Annotated in this window: 20 protein-coding genes; 9 read left to right on the top strand and 11 right to left on the bottom strand. The window is 69.0% G+C overall.

Features of this window, described 5'->3' with window-relative positions:
- Positions 1–23 precede the first annotated feature (23 nt).
- The 5 genes from FNF32_RS14100 to thyX form a co-directional block, all read right to left on the bottom strand.
- Positions 24–839, bottom strand: a complete 816-nt coding sequence (locus FNF32_RS14100; protein WP_131672858.1) for a glycosyltransferase family protein — start codon at positions 837–839, stop codon at positions 24–26.
- Positions 832–1,746 carry a hypothetical protein gene (locus tag FNF32_RS14095; RefSeq protein ID WP_131672859.1) on the bottom strand — a complete coding sequence of 305 codons (915 nt, stop codon included), beginning with the start codon at positions 1,744–1,746 and terminating at the stop codon, positions 832–834. The genes FNF32_RS14100 and FNF32_RS14095 overlap by 8 nt, the downstream gene beginning before the upstream one ends.
- A gap of 416 nt (positions 1,747–2,162) precedes the next feature.
- Positions 2,163–2,540 (bottom strand): hypothetical protein, encoded by a 378-nt coding sequence (locus tag FNF32_RS14085; RefSeq protein ID WP_131672860.1) that lies wholly within the window; start codon positions 2,538–2,540, stop codon positions 2,163–2,165.
- A 74-nt stretch (positions 2,541–2,614) separates the two neighbouring features.
- Entirely contained in the window at positions 2,615–3,406 is a 792-nt protein-coding gene (locus FNF32_RS14080) for a DUF6973 domain-containing protein (protein ID WP_131672861.1), read from the bottom strand.
- Positions 3,407–3,526: 120 nt separating this feature from the next.
- Positions 3,527–4,432, bottom strand: coding sequence for an FAD-dependent thymidylate synthase (thyX, locus tag FNF32_RS14075; protein ID WP_131672862.1), 906 nt, complete (start codon positions 4,430–4,432; stop codon positions 3,527–3,529).
- A 126-nt stretch (positions 4,433–4,558) separates the two neighbouring features.
- On the opposite strand from thyX, the gene FNF32_RS14070 reads away from it, so the two are divergent.
- The 7 genes from FNF32_RS14070 to FNF32_RS14040 all read left to right on the top strand — a co-directional run bounded on the left by FNF32_RS14070 (position 4,559) and on the right by FNF32_RS14040 (position 11,751).
- A complete protein-coding gene (locus FNF32_RS14070) occupies positions 4,559–4,987 on the top strand; it encodes a VOC family protein (protein ID WP_131672863.1) in 429 nt (142 codons plus the stop codon).
- A 238-nt stretch (positions 4,988–5,225) separates the two neighbouring features.
- Positions 5,226–6,458, top strand: coding sequence for a putative DNA modification/repair radical SAM protein (locus FNF32_RS14065; RefSeq protein WP_131672864.1), 1,233 nt, complete (start codon positions 5,226–5,228; stop codon positions 6,456–6,458).
- The gene (locus tag FNF32_RS14060) at positions 6,458–7,891 is read left to right on the top strand and encodes a UdgX family uracil-DNA binding protein (protein ID WP_131672865.1); all 1,434 of its coding nucleotides are present in this window, start codon (positions 6,458–6,460) and stop codon (positions 7,889–7,891) included. The genes FNF32_RS14065 and FNF32_RS14060 overlap by 1 nt, the downstream gene beginning before the upstream one ends.
- Positions 7,892–8,019: 128 nt before the next feature.
- Positions 8,020–9,234 carry an NAD-dependent epimerase/dehydratase family protein gene (locus FNF32_RS14055; protein WP_131672866.1) on the top strand — a complete coding sequence of 405 codons (1,215 nt, stop codon included), beginning with the start codon at positions 8,020–8,022 and terminating at the stop codon, positions 9,232–9,234.
- Between the two features lie 14 nt (positions 9,235–9,248).
- Positions 9,249–10,079 carry a glycosyltransferase gene (locus FNF32_RS14050; protein ID WP_246087874.1) on the top strand — a complete coding sequence of 277 codons (831 nt, stop codon included), beginning with the start codon at positions 9,249–9,251 and terminating at the stop codon, positions 10,077–10,079.
- Between the two features lie 7 nt (positions 10,080–10,086).
- On the top strand, positions 10,087–10,890 hold the full coding sequence (locus tag FNF32_RS14045) for an NAD-dependent epimerase/dehydratase family protein (protein ID WP_131672868.1): 804 nt from the start codon (positions 10,087–10,089) through the stop codon (positions 10,888–10,890).
- A gap of 141 nt (positions 10,891–11,031) precedes the next feature.
- Entirely contained in the window at positions 11,032–11,751 is a 720-nt protein-coding gene (locus FNF32_RS14040) for a DUF1045 domain-containing protein (protein WP_131672869.1), read from the top strand.
- Between the two features lie 70 nt (positions 11,752–11,821).
- Here FNF32_RS14040 and FNF32_RS14035 read toward each other — a convergent pair whose 3' ends face one another.
- On the bottom strand, positions 11,822–12,208 hold the full coding sequence (locus FNF32_RS14035; protein WP_131672870.1) for a host attachment family protein: 387 nt from the start codon (positions 12,206–12,208) through the stop codon (positions 11,822–11,824).
- A gap of 125 nt (positions 12,209–12,333) precedes the next feature.
- Between FNF32_RS14035 and FNF32_RS14030 the strand changes: the two genes are divergently transcribed.
- Both FNF32_RS14030 and FNF32_RS14025 read left to right on the top strand, forming a co-directional pair.
- On the top strand, positions 12,334–12,621 hold the full coding sequence (locus tag FNF32_RS14030; protein ID WP_185961972.1) for an FAD assembly factor SdhE: 288 nt from the start codon (positions 12,334–12,336) through the stop codon (positions 12,619–12,621).
- A gap of 74 nt (positions 12,622–12,695) precedes the next feature.
- Positions 12,696–13,214, top strand: coding sequence for a MarR family winged helix-turn-helix transcriptional regulator (locus FNF32_RS14025; protein WP_131672871.1), 519 nt, complete (start codon positions 12,696–12,698; stop codon positions 13,212–13,214).
- Positions 13,215–13,369: 155 nt separating this feature from the next.
- Here FNF32_RS14025 and FNF32_RS14020 read toward each other — a convergent pair whose 3' ends face one another.
- The 5 genes from FNF32_RS14020 to FNF32_RS14000 all read right to left on the bottom strand — a co-directional run bounded on the left by FNF32_RS14020 (position 13,370) and on the right by FNF32_RS14000 (position 20,094).
- Positions 13,370–15,007: an alpha-D-glucose phosphate-specific phosphoglucomutase gene (locus FNF32_RS14020; RefSeq protein WP_131672872.1), complete on the bottom strand. Its 1,638-nt coding sequence runs from the start codon at positions 15,005–15,007 to the stop codon at positions 13,370–13,372.
- 200 nt (positions 15,008–15,207) lie between these two features.
- Positions 15,208–16,395: an N-acetylneuraminate epimerase gene (locus FNF32_RS14015; RefSeq protein ID WP_131672873.1), complete on the bottom strand. Its 1,188-nt coding sequence runs from the start codon at positions 16,393–16,395 to the stop codon at positions 15,208–15,210.
- 98 nt (positions 16,396–16,493) lie between these two features.
- Positions 16,494–18,044 carry a putative N-acetylmannosamine-6-phosphate 2-epimerase gene (locus tag FNF32_RS14010; RefSeq protein WP_131672874.1) on the bottom strand — a complete coding sequence of 517 codons (1,551 nt, stop codon included), beginning with the start codon at positions 18,042–18,044 and terminating at the stop codon, positions 16,494–16,496.
- A complete protein-coding gene (locus FNF32_RS14005; RefSeq protein ID WP_131672875.1) occupies positions 18,041–19,087 on the bottom strand; it encodes a Gfo/Idh/MocA family protein in 1,047 nt (348 codons plus the stop codon). Before FNF32_RS14005 ends, FNF32_RS14010 begins: the two co-directional genes overlap by 4 nt.
- A gap of 23 nt (positions 19,088–19,110) precedes the next feature.
- Complete coding sequence (locus FNF32_RS14000) at positions 19,111–20,094, bottom strand: Gfo/Idh/MocA family protein (protein WP_131672876.1); 984 nt, start codon at positions 20,092–20,094, stop codon at positions 19,111–19,113.
- Positions 20,095–20,106 lie beyond the last annotated feature (12 nt).

Genomic DNA, 20,106 nt, shown 5'->3' with positions numbered 1-20,106 from the left:
GCCAATGTGCTGCGAACCCGCCTTCACTGCGCCTTCAGGCGATCCGGGAAGGCGGCTTTCAACCCGGCGCAGAGTTCCTGGACCAGCCCTGCATCCGCTGACGTGATGCTGCCCGGTTCCCCCTTCGCCAGAAGCGCGGTCAGGTCCGACAAGGTCAGCCCCGGCTCGGGCTTGCGGCGCACGCTGGCGCAGTAGTCGTAGAACTTGAACCACGCGCTGCGATGGATCGCATCGGGCCTCATCAACCGGTTGGGTATGCCGTAGGCGTCGGCCACGATCAGCCCGTGCAGGCTTTGCGAGAACACGTGGCTGCACGATGCGATGTCGCGGATCACCGCCGCCGCGTCGTTGCTGCGCACGTCGATCAGCCTGAGCCTGTCGGGCTGGCCTGCCACGAATGCCTGCAGCTCCTCGATTTCGGGCGTGCCGAACTGCGAATGGTGCGGGACGATGCCGATCGCGTCGGTGCGCCTCACTGGCCCCACCACCTCGGCTGCGAGAAGACCCGGATCGCCCAGGGCAAGCGCGGGCGAGCGGTCGAAGACCGCGGCCGTCACGGGGCCGCGAAGCGCCGCGATCTCGGCCTTGCTCACCCAGTCGGTGCCGATCGGCTCCATGCAGCCGGTGCCCCAGACGACCGGCGGCTCACCCCCCGGGGCGCGCTTGTGGACGCCCTTGCGCACGTTCCACATGATCGAGCCCACCGCGAAGATCTGGGCTGCGGTCTCGGCCGCCCACTCGACCTTGCGGCCCGAGACATGCGCCACCACGTCCCGCGACAGGGCGTCGCCGAAATTGGGCGACTTGTTCCACCAGAAAAGGCGCAGAGGCTCAGTCATCGGGGTCCTTTCCGGGGTGGGTGTCGGCGGGCGTCGGGTCCCGTTCGATGAGCGCAAGCAGCGTCTGGCGCCGCTCCTCGTCAAGCGCGCTTAGGATGCGACCAAGGCGCGCCGGCTTGTAGCGCTGCGGATGCCCGTCCGCGCCTGCCGCGCCGAGGCGCGCGCGGATGGCATCGTAGCTCAGCACCGGGTGGGACACGCGCGGGTGACGGCGGTTCACGTCGCAAGCCTCGCGCAGCATGGGGGGGTTCGTGTCGAACCAGTTGCGCGCGAACATCTCGGGCGCGGCCTGGAACAGGTCCACCATCGTCCAGCCGGCGGCGTGGCCGAGATTTGCCACCACCGCCTCGTCGTTCGGCGTCTGTAACCCGCTGCCCGGCAGCGCCCGGGCGATCGCGCGGCGGGTGTCGCGCAGCGCGGGCACATGCGCGCCGTCCAGCCGGTTGAACGCGAAGATGCAGCCCCAGTCGGCGGTCGGAAGCGCCAGCCGCACGCCGGCGGCCATCTGCTTGACCTTCTTCGGCGCGAGATTGCAGGCGATGAAGTCTGCGTCGATGGCGGACAGGCGGGCAAAGACCTCGGCCTCGCGCCCGGCGGGGATATGCACGTCGGATTCGATCAGCCACTGGCGGCGGCGGGGGCCGAAATCGTCGGCCACGGCGATGTGGCACAGATCGCCCATGCGCCAGCCCCAGTCGGCGGGGGGCGGGGCGCCGATCATGTCCTGCACCCGGCCGGGCGTGAGGCTGGATTTGGGCCACCGCCCGGTGTCGGCCGCGCCCCGGCTTTCGTCGAGGCAAAGCGCGACGTTGTCCGCCCCGAACACCGGCTCGAGCTGGGCCGCGAGTGCCGCCTCGACGGGGCCGAAGCGGTGGCTTCGGATGAAGATCAGGTCAGGGCCGCTCATCCGGCGGCGCGCGCCCGGACGGCGTGAAGGGGCCGGAGCGGACGGCGAGGATCGGGGGAAGGCTTCGGCATCGGCGTGTCCACGTCTGGCGCGCCGGGAGCTTAGAGCGGATGGGACGCGACGTCACGTGGTGGTTGGGGGTGCGGGGGATGGGGGTGCGGTTGGCCGGATGACGGCAGGGCGAAGCTTGTTGTCGAGAGGTAGGGGACCGCGGGGCTGCCGCTGGCGCTGATCCACGGGGCAGGGTCGGACCTGCTGTCGGACGAGACCGCCGCCGAGATGCGGCGTCGGCGGCCCGAGATGATCTATGGGAAGGTGCCCGGACGGGGGCATCTTCCGTGGCTGGATGAGGCGGAACGCGTGGCGGTGGTCAGGAAGTGGGTGGCGAGGGTGAGCGCGCCGGCGAAGCCGCGGCTCTATTCAACGAACTCGATTGAAACGTAGGGTCCTGGATCCTTGGTGATCACCATCAGCACTGCGTCCTGACGCTCGTGCGCGAGTCCCAATCCGTCGCCTAGGTAGACAGGCGGGCCAAGCACGACGGTCCGGACCACCGCACCCTTGTGCTGAAACACGAGAATGCCGGAGTCGCTTGTAATCAAGCTGCTAACGCTGTCGTCCAGATCAAAATCCGCGCCGAGGTACCGGCGATAGTATTCAAGTGGCGCCGTGCCCGAGAAGGCACGGACCGTATCCCAAGGGAAATCCGTTACCTGTTCGAGCCGCAGTGTCGCACCACTCGGACCTGCGTCCGTAAAGCGCGCGATCTCGTCGCTTAGAGCAGTGTCGTTCATGACAGCCTCAGAGTCACGGAGGGCGGACATCAGCAGAACGATAGAGACGACGCCCGCCGCTATCCAATATTTAATCACCGTTTTGGCTCGAAAGGAGGAGGAGCCCTGTGTATGCCACGCGGGCTATCTTTGGCTCTTCCGGTCTGCCCGACAGGAACTTCGTCAGAAAACGCCAGTTCGCCCGCGCCGTCAATTACTACCATTTCGCCGTTCTTAAGGGCAGCTTGAATCAGTTCGGCGAGTTCGTCGTCCAATGCTTCAACGTTTCGCATTGCGACCCGCCGGCCAACTTCGTTGTTGTAAAGGTCCATAGCCTCTTTGCTGGCGGGATTGCCGGGGGTCCCCTCGTGAGCCGTCGCAAAGGCCGCTGCGAACTCTGAACCAAAGCTTCTGGTCAGCAATGCATTGAAATACGCGTGGCGAAACGCATCGTTGTGTCCATCATCTGCCCCCGCGATTTCGCGCCCATTTCCATCGACGCGCGGGTAATACCGGTCTGCCGTCGTAAAGGCCTTACCTCGGTCACGCGGTTCATTCGACATGATGTTTCGGAATTCCTTAAGACCGGCCAGTCCCCGAGCAGACGCCAGATCGTCCAGCAATTTTCCCTCGGTGCGGGTCATCCACTTTGGACTGACGAACGGCATGTCGAACGGAAGGCCGCCCATTTGCGGAACCCACTCAGTCATCTCGTCATCGTGGACATTGTAGTCGGTTAAGATTTTCTCAAGTGCAGCGCGCTGGTCACTTGCGGCTTGCGGTTTAAGTGCCGACGACGCATCCACCTTAGGCTTCGCCGGTTCAGCGCCCGAGGTAGAATCGGACGAAGCCGATTGCGGAGACGACAGTTTTACGATGGATGACATGTCTCGCGCTCCTGATCCTTCAGGATTGTGTAGATTTTTTCTGCGATGGGTACATGACGTCGTAGGTGCAAGAGCGGAATATCGCCGAGCGCCGCTATCATCGCCCGCTAGCAGCCCACCTCACCCCCAAACCCCCTCAAACTCCCGCCACTCCCCCTTGCTCATACCCGAGTTCTCCGCCGTCACCACTTCCCCCGCCAGCCTCCGCCGCAGCACCTCGACCCCCCGCCCGGACAGCGACACCCCGCCCAGCCGGTAGTCCTCGAACGCCCCATAGGCCAGCGGCACCCAGTCTTTCACGATCCGGCACATCGCCTCCGCGTAGACGCGGATCTCGTATTGCGCGTGCGCGTCCGCGCGCAGGCGCAGGAAGTGGAACAGGTTGTGAAGGTCGGTTTTCCAGTACCACTGGGTGTAGACGTTCGCGGGGAGGTTCATCCGCGCCAGTTCGCGCGCCAGCCCCTGCTGACCGTCCTGCGACAGCATGTCCTCGTAGTGGTCGTAGGCGCGGGTTGCGTCCTCGCGCAGCAGGTCCAGGACGCGCTGCGCCTCGTCGCCCGACAGGACCTCGCCGCGGCCCTGGTTGTTCACCTTCGACTGCGCAGCGAGCTGTTCGGGCGCGGGAATGTAGAACTCCCGGTCGAGGATCGAGTAGCGGGCGGAGTATTCGTTCACGTTCGCGGTGCGGTGGCGGATCCACTGGCGGGCGACGAATACCGGCAGCTTGACGTGGAACTTGACCTCGCACATCTCGAACGGGGTCGAGTGCCAGTGCCGCATCAGGTAGCGGATCAGCCCCTCGTCGTTCGACACCGCCTTCGTGCCGCGGCCGTAGCTGACCCGCGCCGCCTGCACGATCGCGCCATCGTCGCCCATGTAGTCGATGACGCGGACGAGCCCGTGGTCCAGCACCGGATGAGCGACGTACAGGTGCCGCTCCATCCCCTCGCTTACGGCGCGCAGGGTCGGGCGCGGCGTGCTGCGATCCTCGTCGATCTGGGCTTGCTGTTCGGGCGTCAGGGGCATGGCGGCGTCCTCTCGGGTTCTCACCACATCTTGTAGCGCGGCTGCCCGCGTCGCGGAAGGTGTTGTGTTCTGGCGAAGGCGATGCCGCCGTGGCAGGATCGCCGCGAAACCGGATGGGAGACGATCATGGAAGTCCGCTACCTGCACACGATGGTGCGCGTTCTCGACCTGGATGCGACGATGCGATTCTTCGGCCTGCTGGGGCTGCGCGAGATCCGGCGCATCGACAACGACAAGGGCCGCTTCTCGCTGGTGTTCATGGCCGCGCCGGGCGACGAATCGGCGCCGGTCGAGCTGACCCACAACTGGGACGGCGACGAGGCGCTGCCGTCGGACAGCCGCCACTTCGGCCATCTCGCCTACGAGGTCGAGGATATCTATGCCATGTGCCAGCACCTGCAGGACAACGGCGTGACGATCAACCGCCCGCCGGGCGACGGGCACATGGCGTTTGTCCGCAGCCCGGACAACGTGTCGGTGGAGCTGCTGCAGAAGGGCGAGCGCCTGCCGCCGCAGGAGCCTTGGGCAAGCATGGAGAATACCGGGCACTGGTGATGTGACGGGCAGGGCGGTCCTGCTGGAGGAGACGGGCTACGAGCCCGTTTCCGTGCGGCTCCTTGAAGCCAGCACTCGGGAGGGACGCGTCCGCCCGGGTGGGCGCGAACGCGCCCGCCAAGGGGCGGGCGGGCGCGTCCCGGTCCGCTTTGAGCGGACCGGCAGGTGCATCGAAGGACCGCCACGCCGCCGCACGCCACTGTTGCGGAACATAGAGCGAACAAATACGTTGGGTATCATGGCTGGCATGACCCTGCAACGCAAGCTCGCGATTCTCTCGGACGCGGCGAAATACGACGCCTCCTGCGCTTCCAGCGGGACGGAAAAGCGCGACTCGCGCGCGGGCGGCATCGGCTCGACCGAGGGCGCGGGCATCTGCCACGCCTACACGCCCGACGGGCGCTGCGTGTCGCTGCTGAAGATCCTTATGACGAACTTCTGCATCTTCGACTGCGCCTATTGCGTGAACCGAGTCAGCTCGAACGTCGAACGCGCGCGCTTCAGCGTCGAGGAGGTCGTGTCGCTGACGCTGGAGTTCTATCGCCGCAACTACATCGAGGGGCTGTTCCTGTCGTCCGGCATCATCCGCTCGCCCGACGCCACGATGGCCGACATGGTGCGGATCGCAAAGACGCTGCGGCTGGACCACGGGTTCAAGGGCTACATCCACCTCAAGACGATCCCCGACGCCTCGCCCGAACTGCTGGATGAGGCGGGGCTTTACGCCGACCGGCTGTCGATCAACATCGAGCTGCCGCAGGACGATTCGATCCGCGAGCTGGCGCCGGAAAAGCGGCCCGAGACGATCCGCACCGCGATGGGCCGCGTGCATCTGACGCGCGAGGCGAGCCGCGATCGCAGCCACACGGGCAAGCGCCCGGCGAAGTTCGCGCCCGCGGGACAGTCCACGCAGATGATCGTGGGCGCGGACCGCGCCAATGACGCGGCGATCCTGACGACGGCGTCGCGGCTTTACACCGGATATGGGCTGAAACGCGTTTATTACTCGGCGTTCTCGCCGATCCCCGACGCATCAAGCATCCTGCCGCTGGTGAAGCCGCCCCTGATGCGGGAACACCGGCTTTATCAGGCCGACTGGCTGATGCGGTTCTACGGGTTCGAGGTGGACGAGATCGCGGGCGTCGCGCCGTCGGGCAACCTCGACCTCGACATGGACCCCAAGCTTGCCTGGGCGCTGGCGAACCGCGCGGATTTTCCGCTCGACGTGAACCGGGCCCCGCGCGAGATGCTGCTGCGGGTGCCGGGGTTCGGGACCAAGACCGTGAACCGCATCCTCGGCGCGCGGCGCCATGCCGTGCTGCGCTATGACGATCTTGCGCGGCTGGGGGCGGTCATGAAAAAGGCGCGATCTTTTGTCAGCGTGCCGGGGTGGTCACCCAAGGGGCTGACCGACAGCGCCGACCTGCGCGCGCGCTTCGCGCCGCCGGCCGAGCAGTTGCAGCTGATCTGATGCAGGTCGTGGTCCTGCCCGACACTGGCTGGCGCGAGGCGTGGCGCGACGCCGCCCGCCGCCTCGCCGCCGCCGACGTGCCGCCCGACGACGTGGCGTGGGACGGGGCGGCGGGCCTCTTTGCGCCAGAGCCCCTGCCCCCGGCCCGGCCGCTGACCGTGCCGCGCGCCTTCGTCGATCTGGCCGACACCGTGCTGTGCCACCGCGACCCGGAACGGTTTTCGCTGCTTTACGGCCTGCTGCACCGGCTGCGGCACGACCGCGGCATCATGGGCAACCCCGCCGATCCGCTGATGGCCCGGCTCGAGGCGCTGGCGAAGTCCGTCCGCCGCGACAGCCACAAGATGCGCGCCTTCGTCCGCTTCCGCGAACTGCCGGCGGCCGGGGACGCCCCCCGCCGCCGTTTCGCCGCCTGGTTCGAGCCGGAACACTTCATCGTCGCCCGCAACGCGCCCTTCTTCGCGCGCCGCTTCGCCGACATGGACTGGACGATCCTTACCCCCGACGAGCGCGCCGACTTCATCGGAGGCGAGCTGTCGCTTGGCCCCGGCGCACCGAAGCCGGACTTGCCCGACGACGCGTCCGAGACGCTGTGGACAACTTATTTCACCAACATCTTCAACCCGGCGCGGATCAAGCTGGACGCGATGCGGTCCGAGATGCCCATGAAATATTGGAAGAACATGCCCGAGACGCAGGCGATCCCGGCGATGCTGGCCGACGCCGAACGAAGGGTCATCCAGATGCGTTCGGCTGCGGCGACCGTCGCGCCCGCGCGCGCGGCCCAGATCAGCGAAAGGTACCGCGCCGCCATGCCCAAGGCCCCGGACCGGATCGACACGCTGGAACAGGCAGGCGAGGCCGCGCGCCACTGCAACCGCTGCGACCTTCACTGCCACGCCACCCAGACGGTGTGGGGCGAGGGTTCGCCCGACGCGCGGCTGATGATCGTGGGCGAGCAGCCCGGCGACCACGAGGACCTGCAGGGCCGCCCCTTCGTGGGCCCCGCGGGCGAGATCCTGGCCGAGGCGATGGGCAAGGCCGGCCTCGCACGCGACAAGGTGTGGCTGACGAATGCGGTCAAGCACTTCAAGTTCAAACCGCAGATGACCGCGCGGGGCGGCAAGCGGCGGCTGCACCAGAACCCCGACCGGGCCGAGATCGACATCTGCAAGTGGTGGCTGGGGCTGGAACAGCGGTTCATCCAGCCAAAGCTGACGCTCGCGCTCGGCGGCACCGCCGCCTACGCCCTGACCGGCCACAAGGAAGGCATCACCCGGCGCCGCGGCAAGGTCGAAGAGACCGAGGGGGGGCCGGTCATGCTGAGCTGGCATCCGTCCTACATCCTGCGCGTGCCCGACGTGGGCGCGGCGAACGAGGCGCGGGCGCAGCTGGTCGAGGACCTGCGCCTCGCCGCGCGGTTCGTCGCCTGAGGCCTGCCAACGGCGCGAGGATCAGCCGATTGTCATCAAACCATCAGGCTGTCGTCATATCTTCATTCGACAGCCGCCTCGCCACGCTATAACGACCGCGCAGACGCGCAAGACGAGGGGTACCTGACATGCGGATCGCAGTTCTTGGCGGCGATGGTTTCGTGGGCTGGCCCACCTCGCTGCACCTGTCCAGCCTGGGCCACGAGGTCCACATCGTCGACAACCTGTCGCGCCGCTGGATCGACACCGAGCTTGGCGTGCAGTCGCTGACGCCGATGGATTCGATCCAGGAACGCTGCCGCATCTGGAAGCAGGAAAGCGGCAACACGATCCAGTTCCACCTGCTGAACCTCGCCACCGAATACGAGCGGCTGAAGTCGTGGCTGCTGGACCACCGCCCCGACGCGGTCATCCACTTCGCCGAACAGCGCGCCGCCCCCTATTCGATGAAGACCGACCGCCACAAGGTCTACACCGTGGACAACAACGTCTCGGCCACGCACAACCTGTTGGCCGCGCTGGTGGAAACCGGCATCGACGCGCACCTCGTCCATCTGGGCACGATGGGCGTCTATGGCTACTCCTCGGTCGGCGCGCCGATCCCCGAAGGATATCTGGACATCCAGATCGACACGCCGTCGGGCAAGCGCGACCAGCAGATCCTGTATCCGACGCGCCCCGGCTCGGTCTATCACATGACCAAGTCGCTCGATCAGATCCTGTTCCAGTTCTACGCCCAGAACGACGGGCTGCGGATCACCGACCTGCACCAGGGGATCGTCTGGGGCACCCACACCGACCAGACGCGCCGGCACGAACAACTCATCAACCGCTTCGACTATGACGGCGATTACGGCACGGTGCTGAACCGCTTCCTGATCCAGGCGGCGATCGGCTATCCGCTGACCGTCCATGGCACCGGCGGCCAGACCCGCGCCTTCATCCACATCCAGGATTCGGTGCGCTGCGTCGAGCTTGCCCTTGGCGACGCGCCGCAGGCGGGCGAGCGGGTCCGCATCTTCAACCAGATGACCGAAACGCACCGCGTCCGCGACCTCGCCCAGCTGATCGCAAAGCTTTCGGGGGCCGAGGTGAAGCTGCTGCCGAACCCGCGCAAGGAAGCCGACGAGAACGACCTGATCGTGAAGAACGACCAGTTCCTCGCCCTCGGCCTGAACCCGATCACGCTTGAGGAAGGGCTTTTGTCCGAGGTCGTGGACGTGGCCCGCAAATACGCCCACCGCATCGACCGCAGCCGCGTCCCGGCGGTCAGCGCATGGACCAAGGACATCGCCCGGCGCGTGGACCACGACCCGGAAGGCAAGCGGCTCAAGGCCGTCTGAACGGGGGCGGTCCGATCGTGCAGGGGCTGACCCCGAACCGGCCCGCGCGGTCCGACCGCGCCTTCGTGACGCTGGTGACGAACGCGGATTACGCGCTTGGCGCCAGGGCGCTGGCGCGGTCGATCACGCTATCCGGCACCGACGCCGACATCTGCGTCCTTCACACCGACGTGGCGGACGCGGACCTCGCGCCGCTTTCGGCCCTGGGCGCGCGGCTGGTCCGCTGCGACCTGCTGCCCACGTCCGACGCCTTCAACGCCGCCCATGCCCGCGATGCACTGCACGGCCGGGCGGCGTTCACCAAGGGCGAGAAGCCGCCCTTCCACACCCCGCTGGACAACTTTGCCAAGCTGCGGCTGTGGCAACTGGACTATGCGCGCGTGGTGTTCATCGACGCGGACGCGCTGGTCCTGCAGAACGTGGACAAACTGTTCGACTATCCCCAGTTCTGCGCCGCCCCGAACGTCTATGAAAACGTCGCGGACTTTCACCGCATGAACTCGGGCGTGTTCACCGCGCGCCCTGATCCCGCGACGTTCGCGGACATGCTGTCCAGGCTCGACGTGCCCGACGCGTTCTGGCGGCGGACCGACCAGACATTCCTGGAACACTACTTCCCGGACTGGCACGGGCTGCCGGTGTTCTGCAACATGCTGCAATACGTCTGGTTCGCGATGCCCGGGCTGTGGCGCTGGCAGGACGTGAAGATCCTGCATTTCCAGTACGAAAAGCCGTGGCAGGACCATGCCAAGGCCGACCGCCTGCGGCCGCTGATCGACCTGTGGCGGGCCTATGCCGAGGGCGCGCCGGTGCCCGACACCCGGACCCTTCCCGACCCGGCGTGAGGGCCGCATGAAGATCGCGCTGACCGGATCGTCCGGGATCGTCGGCGGCTTCATCGCCCGCGCCGCCATCGCCGCCGGGCATGAGATCGACCCCCTGCCCGGCTGGCGGCTGGGCAGCCCCGCGCAACTCGACGGATACGACGCGCTGGTCCATGCGGCTTTCTCCCACGTCCCCGGCCGGTATCGTGGGGGCGAGGGCGACGACCCGGCCGCCTTCATCGCGGCAAATCTCGACGGCTCGGTCCGGCTCTTCGACGACGCGGTCCGCGCGGGCGTCGCGCAGATCCTGTTTCTGTCGTCCCGCGCGGTCTTCGACGCGCTGCCGCCCGGCACCCCCTTGCCCGACGGCACCCCGCCCGCGCCCGCCTCGCTTTACGGCCGCGTCAAGGCGCAGGCCGAAGCCGCGCTTGCGGCGCTGGACGCGCCTGCGCGCGCCACCGCCAGCCTGCGCCCGACCGGCATCTACGGTCCCGGCCCGGCCAACAAATGGGCCGGCCTCATCGCAGATTACCTGGCAGGCCGCCCGATCGAACCCCGCGTCGCGACCGAGCTTCACGGCGACGATCTGGCGCAGGCGGTGCTGCTGATCCTGCAAACGCGCGCGCGCGGCGCGTTCAACGCCTCGGACATTGTGCTGGATCGCCATGACCTTCTGGCCGAGGTCGCGCGCCTGTCGAAAAGCCCGAACCCCCCGCCCGCACGCGCCGATGCGGCCGCCCTGTCGGTCATGACCTGCGACCGTCTCGACGGCTTGGGCTGGCAGCGTGGAGGTTTTTCCCGCCTCTGGCGTGAACTTCCGGCGATGATCTAAGTTAATTTCTACGCAGAGCCGGACGAGACCGATCTTCGACGCTCTGCATCCTGAGGTTGCGCAATGATCATTTGCAACGTCAGCCGACGCAGCGTAAGTGCTTCGCCTCGATTCAAGGAAACGGAAAGACCCTGACATCCGATGAACGCCACCGCCGACTGCCAGACCACGACCGTTGACCCGCACAGGCCCCGTTATGCGGTCTATGCGATGCCTGCCGGCGCGTTCGCCGATGCCGGCGCCGCGTGGCTGGGGTGGGACGCGCGGGCAGGCAGGCAGGTCGCGCAGCCGCACCTACCCGGACTGCCGCGACCGCTGTCGCAACTGGCGCTGCGGGCCGGGCGCTACGGCTTTCACGCGACGATCAAGGCGCCGATGGCTCTGGCCGGGGATTGCGGCTACGACGACCTGCGGGACCAGCTGCGCGATCTGTGCGGCAAGCTGCGCCCGGTCGAGGTGACGCTGGAACTGCGCGACGACCTCAATTTCCTCGCCTTCCGCCCGGCGGGCGGCACGGGCGACCTGCAGGACCTTGCCGCGACCGTGGTCCGCGACCTCGATCCGCTGCGCGCCGAACTGACCGAGCGCGAGATCACGCGCCGCAACCCCGGCGCGCTGACCCCGCGCCAGCAGGAATTGCTGGTCCAGTTCGGCTATCCCTACGCGCTCGAGGAGTTCAACCTGCACGTCACCCTGACCGAGCAGCTGGCCGACGACGAGCGTCGCGTCGTGCGCGGCATAGCCGAGGATTTCTTTGCGGCCAAGGTGCCCGCGCCGTGGCGCATCGACGAGCTTTGCATCCTGGCCGAGGACGCGCAGGGCCGGTTCCATCTGCGCGACTGCTGCCCGCTCGAGGGCTGAAAAAAGGGGGCCGCGCGGCCCCCTTTCCCATACGACCCGATCGCGCCGATCACGTCAGGCGCCGATCAACTCAGCCCTTGAGCGTGTCCGCGATCTGCTGGCCGTCCGCGTTGGCCAGGTTCTTCGCCACTTCCTTGACCAGGCGCGCTTCCAATTCCTTGTGATAGTGCTTGCGCATGTTCCCCAGGGTCGAGGGGTCGGCGACGATCGCCAGCTCATCCACCTTGTGCTGGAGCACCATCGTGTTCAGCTTTTCAACGAGTTGCTTGGCAAAGGTCGCCTCGTCCTCGTCCTTGGGCGTCGTTTCCTCGGGCTGGCGGCCCTGGCTTTCGTCCTGCAGGTGCTTGGGGCTCAGCCGCTCGCTTTCCTGAAGCTCGATCCCGTGCTTTGCCGTGTTGCGAAACAGGACGGCCTGATGGCCGTCGGCAACCACGACGAGCGCGTTGTTGGAAAGCATGTTCTGTCCTTTCAGTTGGTCCGCCCTGCCAACGCCCCGTGCCAAGGGGGGTTCCGGTTTGACGCACGGGCGGGCGACGGGCAGAGAGGACGGCGGCGCTTGGGCGCCACTGTGAAAGGAACGTCATGGAAGACCGGCAGACCCGTCTCAAGCGGATGGCGATCCGCAGCTGGCGGCGGGGCATCAAGGAGATGGACCTGATCCTGGGACCTTACGCCGACGCGCGGATGGCCGATCTGGACGACGCGGCGCTGGACCTGCACGAGCGGCTGCTGGATCAGGACGACCACGATCTTTACGCGTGGATCAGCGCGCGCACGCGGGGCGATGCCGATGCAGGGCCCGCGGAGTTCAATCCCGCGCTGGCAGACGTGGCCGGCTTCGCGCTGGAACGCACACGGAACGAGCGGTGAAGATTTCCGTCGCCGCTTAACCGAATCTTGGATGTTTTGGGCGATGGTTTCCGGGCAACAGCTTGGATGACGCGATGAACCGATTTGCCCTGATCCAGCGGGAAACGCCCCCCGCGGCCCTGCCTGCGGTCGCGGCGCAGTCCGACTGCTATCTCGACACGCTGCAGATCCTCGACCGGCTGCACCGGCTGATGCTGGACCTCATCAAGGACGAATTCGAACGGCTCGGGCGGGTCGACCTGACGCCGGTGCAGGCGCTGCTGGTCTATAACCTCGGCGGGGCCGAGGTGTCGGCGGGCGAGCTGCGGTCGCGCGGCATGTATCAGGGTTCGAACGTCAGCTACAACCTCAAGAAGCTAGTCCAGATGGGCTATGTCCATCACCAGCGCTGCGAACAGGATCGCCGCTCGGTGCGGGTCAGGCTGACCGACGAAGGGATCGTGGTGCGCGACATCGTGGGCACGCTTTTCGCGCGCCACGCCGACGGGCTGGACGCATCTGGCATCCTCGACGATCCGCCGCTTGAACAGGTGAACCGCCAGTGGCGCCGGATCGAACGGTTCTGGACCGAACAGATCAGGTATATCTACTGATCTGCCTAATCGCGGCGGGCTCATCCGGTCGGCGCGCTGCCCTGCCGATGTGACGCCGCCCTGCCGATGTGACGCCGCCCACCCGACTCCTTAGATTGGACGGGGGCGACCCGATCTTCACGACCGGGTCGGCCCGCCTAGATGGCAACAATCCGTCAGGTGGTGACGTCGGGGCGGTCGCGGCCGGTGTGTTCGCGGATCTGCGCCAGCGCCTCGGCGCTTGCGACGACCGGCGCCAGCACCTCGTCCGGGGCCCGGTCATGGACCTCGTCCGGCCCGGCGAAGCGTTCCAGATAGACCCGCAGCGTGGCCCCTTCGGTGCCCGTGCCCGACAGGCGGAACACGACGCGGCTGTCATCGGTGAACAGGACCCGGATGCCCTGGTGCTGCGAAACGGATTCGTCAACCGGATCGACATAGGCGAAATCGTCCGCCTGCGCGACGGTCAGCCCGGCGAAGTCCTGCCCCGGCAGGACGTCCAGCATCGAACGCAGCCGGTCCATTAGCGCGTTGGCCCGGTCCGAGGCGACCGCCTCGTAGTCGTGGCGGCTGTAGTAATCACGCCCGAAGCGCGCCCAGTGCGCCGCCATGATCCCCGCCACCGGCTCTTTCCGGGCGGCAAGGATGTTCAGCCACAGCAGCACCGCCCACAGCCCGTCCTTTTCGCGGACGTGGTCGGACCCGGTGCCCGCGCTTTCCTCGCCGCAGATGGTGACGCGGCCCGCGTCCAGCAGGTTGCCGAAGAACTTCCAGCCGGTGGGCGTCTCGAACGCCTCGATCCCCAGCGCCGCGGCCACGCGGTCCGCGGCGCGGCTGGTGGGCATCGACCGCGCGACGCCGGACAGCCCGGCCGCATAGGCCGGGGCGAGCGTCGCGTTCGCGGCCAGGACCGCCAGGCTGTCTGATGGCGTAACATAGACGCCGCGGCCCAGGACCATGTTGCGGTCCCCGTCCCCGTCCGAGGCTGCGGCGAAGTCGGGGGCGTCCGCGCCCATCATCAGGTCGAACAGCGGCTTGGCCCAGACCGGGTTCGGGTCCGGGTGGCCGCCGCCGAAATCGGGCAGCGGGGTGGCGTTCAGGACCGTCCCCGGCGCCGCGCCCAGGCGGCGTTCAAGGATCTCGCGCGCATAGGGGCCGGTCACCGCGTGCATCGCATCGAAGCGCATGGTGAAGCTGCCCGCGAACAGCGCCCGGATCGCGTCGAAGTCGAACAGCCGCTCCATCAGCGCGGCATAGGCGGCGACCGGGTCCACGATCTCGACCACCATGTCGCCCAGCCGGGCTTCGCCCACGGCCGACAGGTCCAGGTCCTGCGCGTCCAGCATCCGGTAGCTTTCGATTTCCTTCGTGCGGGCAAAGATCAGGTCGGTGACCTTTTCCGACGCGGGCCCGCCGTTCGCGCCGTTGAACTTCATCCCGAAGTCCTCGTCCTCGCCGCCCGGATTGTGGCTTGCCGACAAGATGATCCCGCCGTCGGCGCCCCGTTCGCGGATCAGGTTCGACGCGGCGGGGGTGGACAGGATCGCGCCCTGCCCCACGATCACCCGCGCGGCCCCGTTCGCGGCCGCCATTCGCAGGATCACCTGGCTCGCGCGGTCGTTGAAGAACCGGCCGTCGCCACCCAGGACCAGCGTCTTGCCCTGAAGCCCGCCGATCGCGTCGAAGATCGACTGGGTGAAGTTTTCGACGAAATGGGGCTGCATGAAAACCCGCGTTTTCTTGCGAAGGCCCGAGGTGCCGGGCTTCTGCCCCTCGATCGGCGCGGTGGTGACGCTGTGGATACGGTCGGACATCGGCTGCTCCTGCAAGGACCCGCGATCCGGCACCCCGGATTCGGCTGGCGCTTCCTTAGCCGAGCTTCCGCGCCCGCAACAGGCCGCCCGCGCAGGGCGGACGGCCGGTCGGCAACGCTTCGCTGCGCCCGCCTGTCAGGTCCCGGACGCGAGGGGGCCGCGCGCGCACGCCCCGCCCCCCGCACCCGGGTCGCCGCGGGTCAGTCCACGCGCACGAGCTTCTGCCCGTCCCACGCCAGCGAGAACACCTCGGCCCGCGCGGTGCCGGTCGCATCCTCGCCGCCCGCGACGACCAGCTCGTCGCCCACGGTGAACGACGCGCCGTATGCCAGCCCCTCGGGCAGCGCGCCGGCCTGAGACCACTGCCCGTCCTCAAGCGCGAACACCTCGGGCGACCAGGTCTTGGTCAGCCCTTCGTGGGCGTACCAGGTGCCCGCGTCGGCCTTGGCCCGCGCGCCCGGAAAGTTCGCGCCGCCCGCGACCAGCACGACGTCGCCCGCGCGGCCGGCGAAGGCGCCCGCAAGCCCTTCCTGCACGTCGGTCCCTTCGGGCGCGGGCACGGGCGGCAGTTCGGCCCATTCGGCCGCGTCTGCCGCGACCTTGAGCGACTTCACCTCGTCGGTCCGCAGGCCCGGCTTGACCTCGCCGTTGACGACCAGCACCTCGCCGTCGGCCATCGGCACCAGGCCCGCGCCGGTGTTCGGAAGGTAGGGGTTCGGGCCCAGCTCGCCCCAACTGTTGCTGGCGGGATCATAGACCCGGACCTTGTCGTTCCAGCGATAATCCTTCGGCTCCATCCCCATGTAGGCCCCTACGACCTGGGCATAGCGGTCGGGCTCGGCGGTCTTGTCGATGGGCGTCACCTCGGCCAGGTAGCGGTCGAACAGATCCTTGTTGTAGCCGCCGACGATGGCGATCCGCCCGTCGGGCAGGGCAAAGGCGCTGGCGCCCAGCAGGCCCACGGGTGTGGTCGTGTCGACCTGCGCCCAGGCGTCGGCCTTGGGGTCGTAGCTGTAGACGGTGTCGAACACGATCGGCGCCTTGGCGTCGGCGGCGGGCAGGCCCGAGCCGCTGAAGACGTAAAGCTTGCCGCCCGACGCGGCGGCCGCGGGTTGCGAGGGGGCCGGCCCGGTAAAGGGGCTCAGCGCCTGCCAGCCCGCCGCGCGGTCATCAAGGTCGAGGGCGTAAAGCTCCGTCCCGGCGCTGCCCAGGCCGACGATCAGCCGATCCTCGACCTGGACGCCGATCCCGTTCTTGATGCCCTTGGGCAGGTCGGGCCAGGTCTCGGCCGCGGCGGCGCCCGCGCCAAGGCCCGCAAGCGCGGTCAGGCCGACGAGACCGCCGGCGAGTGTGGACTTCAGGGTCGTGCGATGGTCGTTCTTTGACATTGCAGCTCTCCGGGAATGTGAGGACGGGCCTCGGTGAAGTCGGTGTGCGCCCTGCCCGAGCGCGTCGTGACGACGCAAGGCGGGGACATGGGCGCGGTTCATCTGGCGAGATCGGCGACGCCTATGACGCCCGCGTCGCCGCCCAGTTCGGCCGCGACCACGCGGGGGCGAAGGCGCTCGGGTTGGGGTCCGAGTTCGCGGTCGAGCGCCGCGCGGAATGCGGGCAGCAGCCCAACGCCGCCGCCCAGGACGACGCATTCGGGGTCGACGACGCGCTGCAGGTCCACCAGCGCCGCCGCCAGGCGGCGGGCCGCGTCGGTGACGATCTGATCGGCCCAGCCCTCGCCCGCCGCGGCGGCGGCAAAGACGGCGCGGGTATCCGCGTCACGGCCCGCCCCTTGCGCCGCGCCCGCGATCGCAAAGCCCGACGCGCGGCTTTCCAGCCGGGGTTCGGCCGCGCTGCCCTGCACCTGTCCCAGGCTTCCGGCCAGACCCCGCGCGCCGCGCAGCAGCCGGCCGCCCGCCACGATCCCGCCGCCGATCCCCGACGACACGGTCACGAACACCATGTCGCGCCCGCGCCCCGCGCCGAAGCGGTATTCGCCCCAGGCCGCCGCCTGCGCGTCGTTCACCGCCTCGACCGGCGCACCCAGCCGCGCGCCGAGTTCGCGGGCAAGCGCGGTGCGTTCGGGGATGTCCAGCGTGGCGGGGTTGAGGGCCGACCAGTGGCCGTCCTCGATCAAGCCGGTGGCGGCAACGCCGATCCGGGCGAACCGCCCGGTCCAGCCATCGGCCAGCGCCGCCACGCCGTCGAACCAGGCGGGGCTTCCGACCGCGCCGGGCGTCGGCGCAACCCGGCGGTCCAGGACCTCGGCGCCCCGCACCAGCGCCGCCAGCGCCTTGGTGCCGCCGATGTCGAAGGCGAGGACGGCGTCGCCGGTGCCCACGCTACCGCCGTCGCGGGCCTGCCCCGCCGCGTCGATCGCGGCCTTGAACCAGCCCGTAACATGTTCGGTCCGGGTGATCGCCGAGCCGACGCAGACGGCCGTCGCGCCCGCGCGCCGGGCATCCGCCGCGGCCTCGGGCGTGTTGAAGCGCCCTTCGGCCACGACGATCCCGCCAAGGCGGCGGCAGGCTGCGACGAAGGCAAGGTCGGGTGCCGCCGGGATCGGGCCGCCGGTGTAGCCCGACATGGTCGTCCCCAGGATGTCGAAGCCCATCGCCTTGGCGCGCGCCGCCTCGGCCTCGTTCGACAGGTCGGCCATCGCGATGCGGCCGTGCCGGCGGATCGCGGCAAGAAGATCCTCGACCGGCACCGGGCGGGCGCGGTCGGTCGCGTCCACGGCGATGACCTGCGCCCCGGCTTCGGCCAGCGCCGCCACGTCCTCGATGAACGGCGTGATGCGGACGGGCGAGGTGTCGAGGTCGCGCTTGACCAGCCCCACGATGGGCAGGTCGCACGCCCTGGCCACCGCCGACACGTTGGCCGCCCCTTCGATCCGCAGCGCACGCGCGCCGCCGTCGCGGGCGGCCAGCGCCAGCGCCACGATCGTGGCCACGTTGTCCATCGGTCCGCCCGTGACCGGCTGGCACGAGACGATCAGCCCGCCGTCGAGCGCGGCTTGCAGGTTTTCTGCGGCGGTGGTCATGGTGCTGTTCCTTCGGGTGGCTGAATTGCGATCTCGCGGCGCGCCGCGTCGGCGCGGGCGGCGGCGTCGATGATTGCGACCATGTGGCGGCCGTAACGGGCGCTGACCGGCGGCGGCCCGCCTGCGGCGACCGCGTCGAGGAACGCGCGCCATTGCCGCCTCAGGGCGCCCAGCATCGGGTCGGGCTCGTCGCCGCAGGGCAGATCGGACCAGGTGCCCGCCTGCCCCACGCGCAGCCTGCCGTCGCGGCCCAGCGCCAGCGTCCCGCCCTCGCACATGATCTGCAGGGCCGAGGTCACGGCACCGTCGCGGTAACCGATGCTCGTCACCTGCCCCATCCGCCCGTCGGCGAAGCGCAGGTTGAGGAAGGCCGTATCGTCGGCGTCCTGGTCGTGGAATGCCGCGCCGAGCATCGCGCCGACCGACGCGACCTCACCGCCCATCAGGTGGACAAGCCTGTCAACCGCGTGGATCCCGGCCGTCATCAGCATCCCCCCGCCCGAGGCGCGCGACAGGTGCCAGGGGCGGCGATTCTCCTCCATCCACAGCTTGACAAAGGCGCTGGTGCCCGCGACCGGACGGCCGATCCGGCCGCTTCGCAGAAAGGCGTGGACGGCCTGCATCGGCAGGAAATACCGGGTGACGTGGCCGATCGTCAGCAGGCCGGCGGCCCGGTCCGCCGCCGCGACGATGGCGTCGCAGTCGGGCAGCGTCGCCGCGACCGGCTTTTCCAGCAGGACGTGCTTGCCCGCGCCCAGCGCCGCGACCGCGATCTCGCGGTGCATATCGTGCGGGGTGGCGATCACGACGACATCCACGGACGGATCGCCCAGCAGCGCGGCCCAGTCGGTATGGGGCGTGCCGCCGTGGCGGGCGGCAAAGGCCGCGACCGCGTCGGCGTCGTTGCGGCAGACGGCTGTCAGCCGCGCGCCCGCGACCTCGCGCAGCGCCTCGGCGTGGACCGCGCCGAAATGGCCCGCGCCGATGATGCCGATGCCGACCTCGGCGCTTGCGCCTTGCCGGTCCGACCCGCTCTCCGTCACTGTCGCCCCCTCCCTTGCCCGGCTTACTCCGCCGCCAATGCGTAGGCCTGATCGATCACCGCCATCGCGGCGACGTAGTCCGACAGGCCGACCAGCGGCGGCCGCCCGTCGGCAAGCCGCGCCAGCGTGTCGGTCATGAAGGCGCGGTACCGCTCGTCCGGGGGCAGCGCGGGCAGCGACCTCAGCCCGCGCGGGCCGATCCACTGCGCGCTGTCGCCCCGATCGACGAGGTACGCGCCCTTCGTCGCCACCCGCCATTCCAGGTCGCCGCCCGCCTGCATAGCAGGGGTGGTGTAGCCCGCCTCGACGACGAACAGCGCGCCGGCCGCGTCGGTGAGCGTGACGAGGGCGTGATCCTCGACCATCTCGTCCGGGTGCAGGCGCCTGGCGATCTGGGCCGAGGTCACGCGCACCGGCCCGTCGGCAAGGCACAGCGCGCAGTCGATGCCGTGAAGGCCCAGGTTGCGCAGCGCGCCGCCGCCCGCCGCCGCCGGGTCCAGCACCCAAGGGACGCCGTCGTCGCGGTAGCGTTCGGGCGGGCCGTTCACGATCCTGAACGAGGCGTGGGCGACCCGCGGCGGCGCGTCGTCTCCGCCCCCGGTGTCCTCGGGGGTTCGCGCCAGACCCCGCATCGCCGGGCTGAGGCGGTTGGCCAGCGGCACCGCCACGAAGACGCCTTGGGCCTGCGCGCGCGCCTCGATCTCGCGAAGGATGCGGGTCTCGGGCGCGGCGGGCTTTTCAAGGATCATCGGCATCCCGGCGTCGATCAGCGCGCGGGCAAGCGCCGGCACCTCGGCCGGGTGTCCCATCGTCACGCAGATGTCGGGCCGCGTCGCCAGCACCTGGTCGAGCGACGGGATTGCGGGCGCGTCGAACCGGTCTGCAAGGGCGCGGGCGGCGGTGGCATCCGGGTCCCACACGGCGCACAGGGTCGCGCCTGCGAAACGGGCCGCGTCGGCGTGCATCGGGGCGTGCCAGTGGCCGGCACCCAGCAGAGCAACTTTCACGATCACCTGCGC

Origin of the sequence: Paracoccus marinus (assembly GCF_007018965.1) — a bacterium.
Taxonomy (GTDB): domain Bacteria; phylum Pseudomonadota; class Alphaproteobacteria; order Rhodobacterales; family Rhodobacteraceae; genus Paracoccus; species Paracoccus marinus.
Note: the sequence above shows the minus strand (reverse complement) of the source record. Positions and strands in the feature narration are given on the sequence as shown.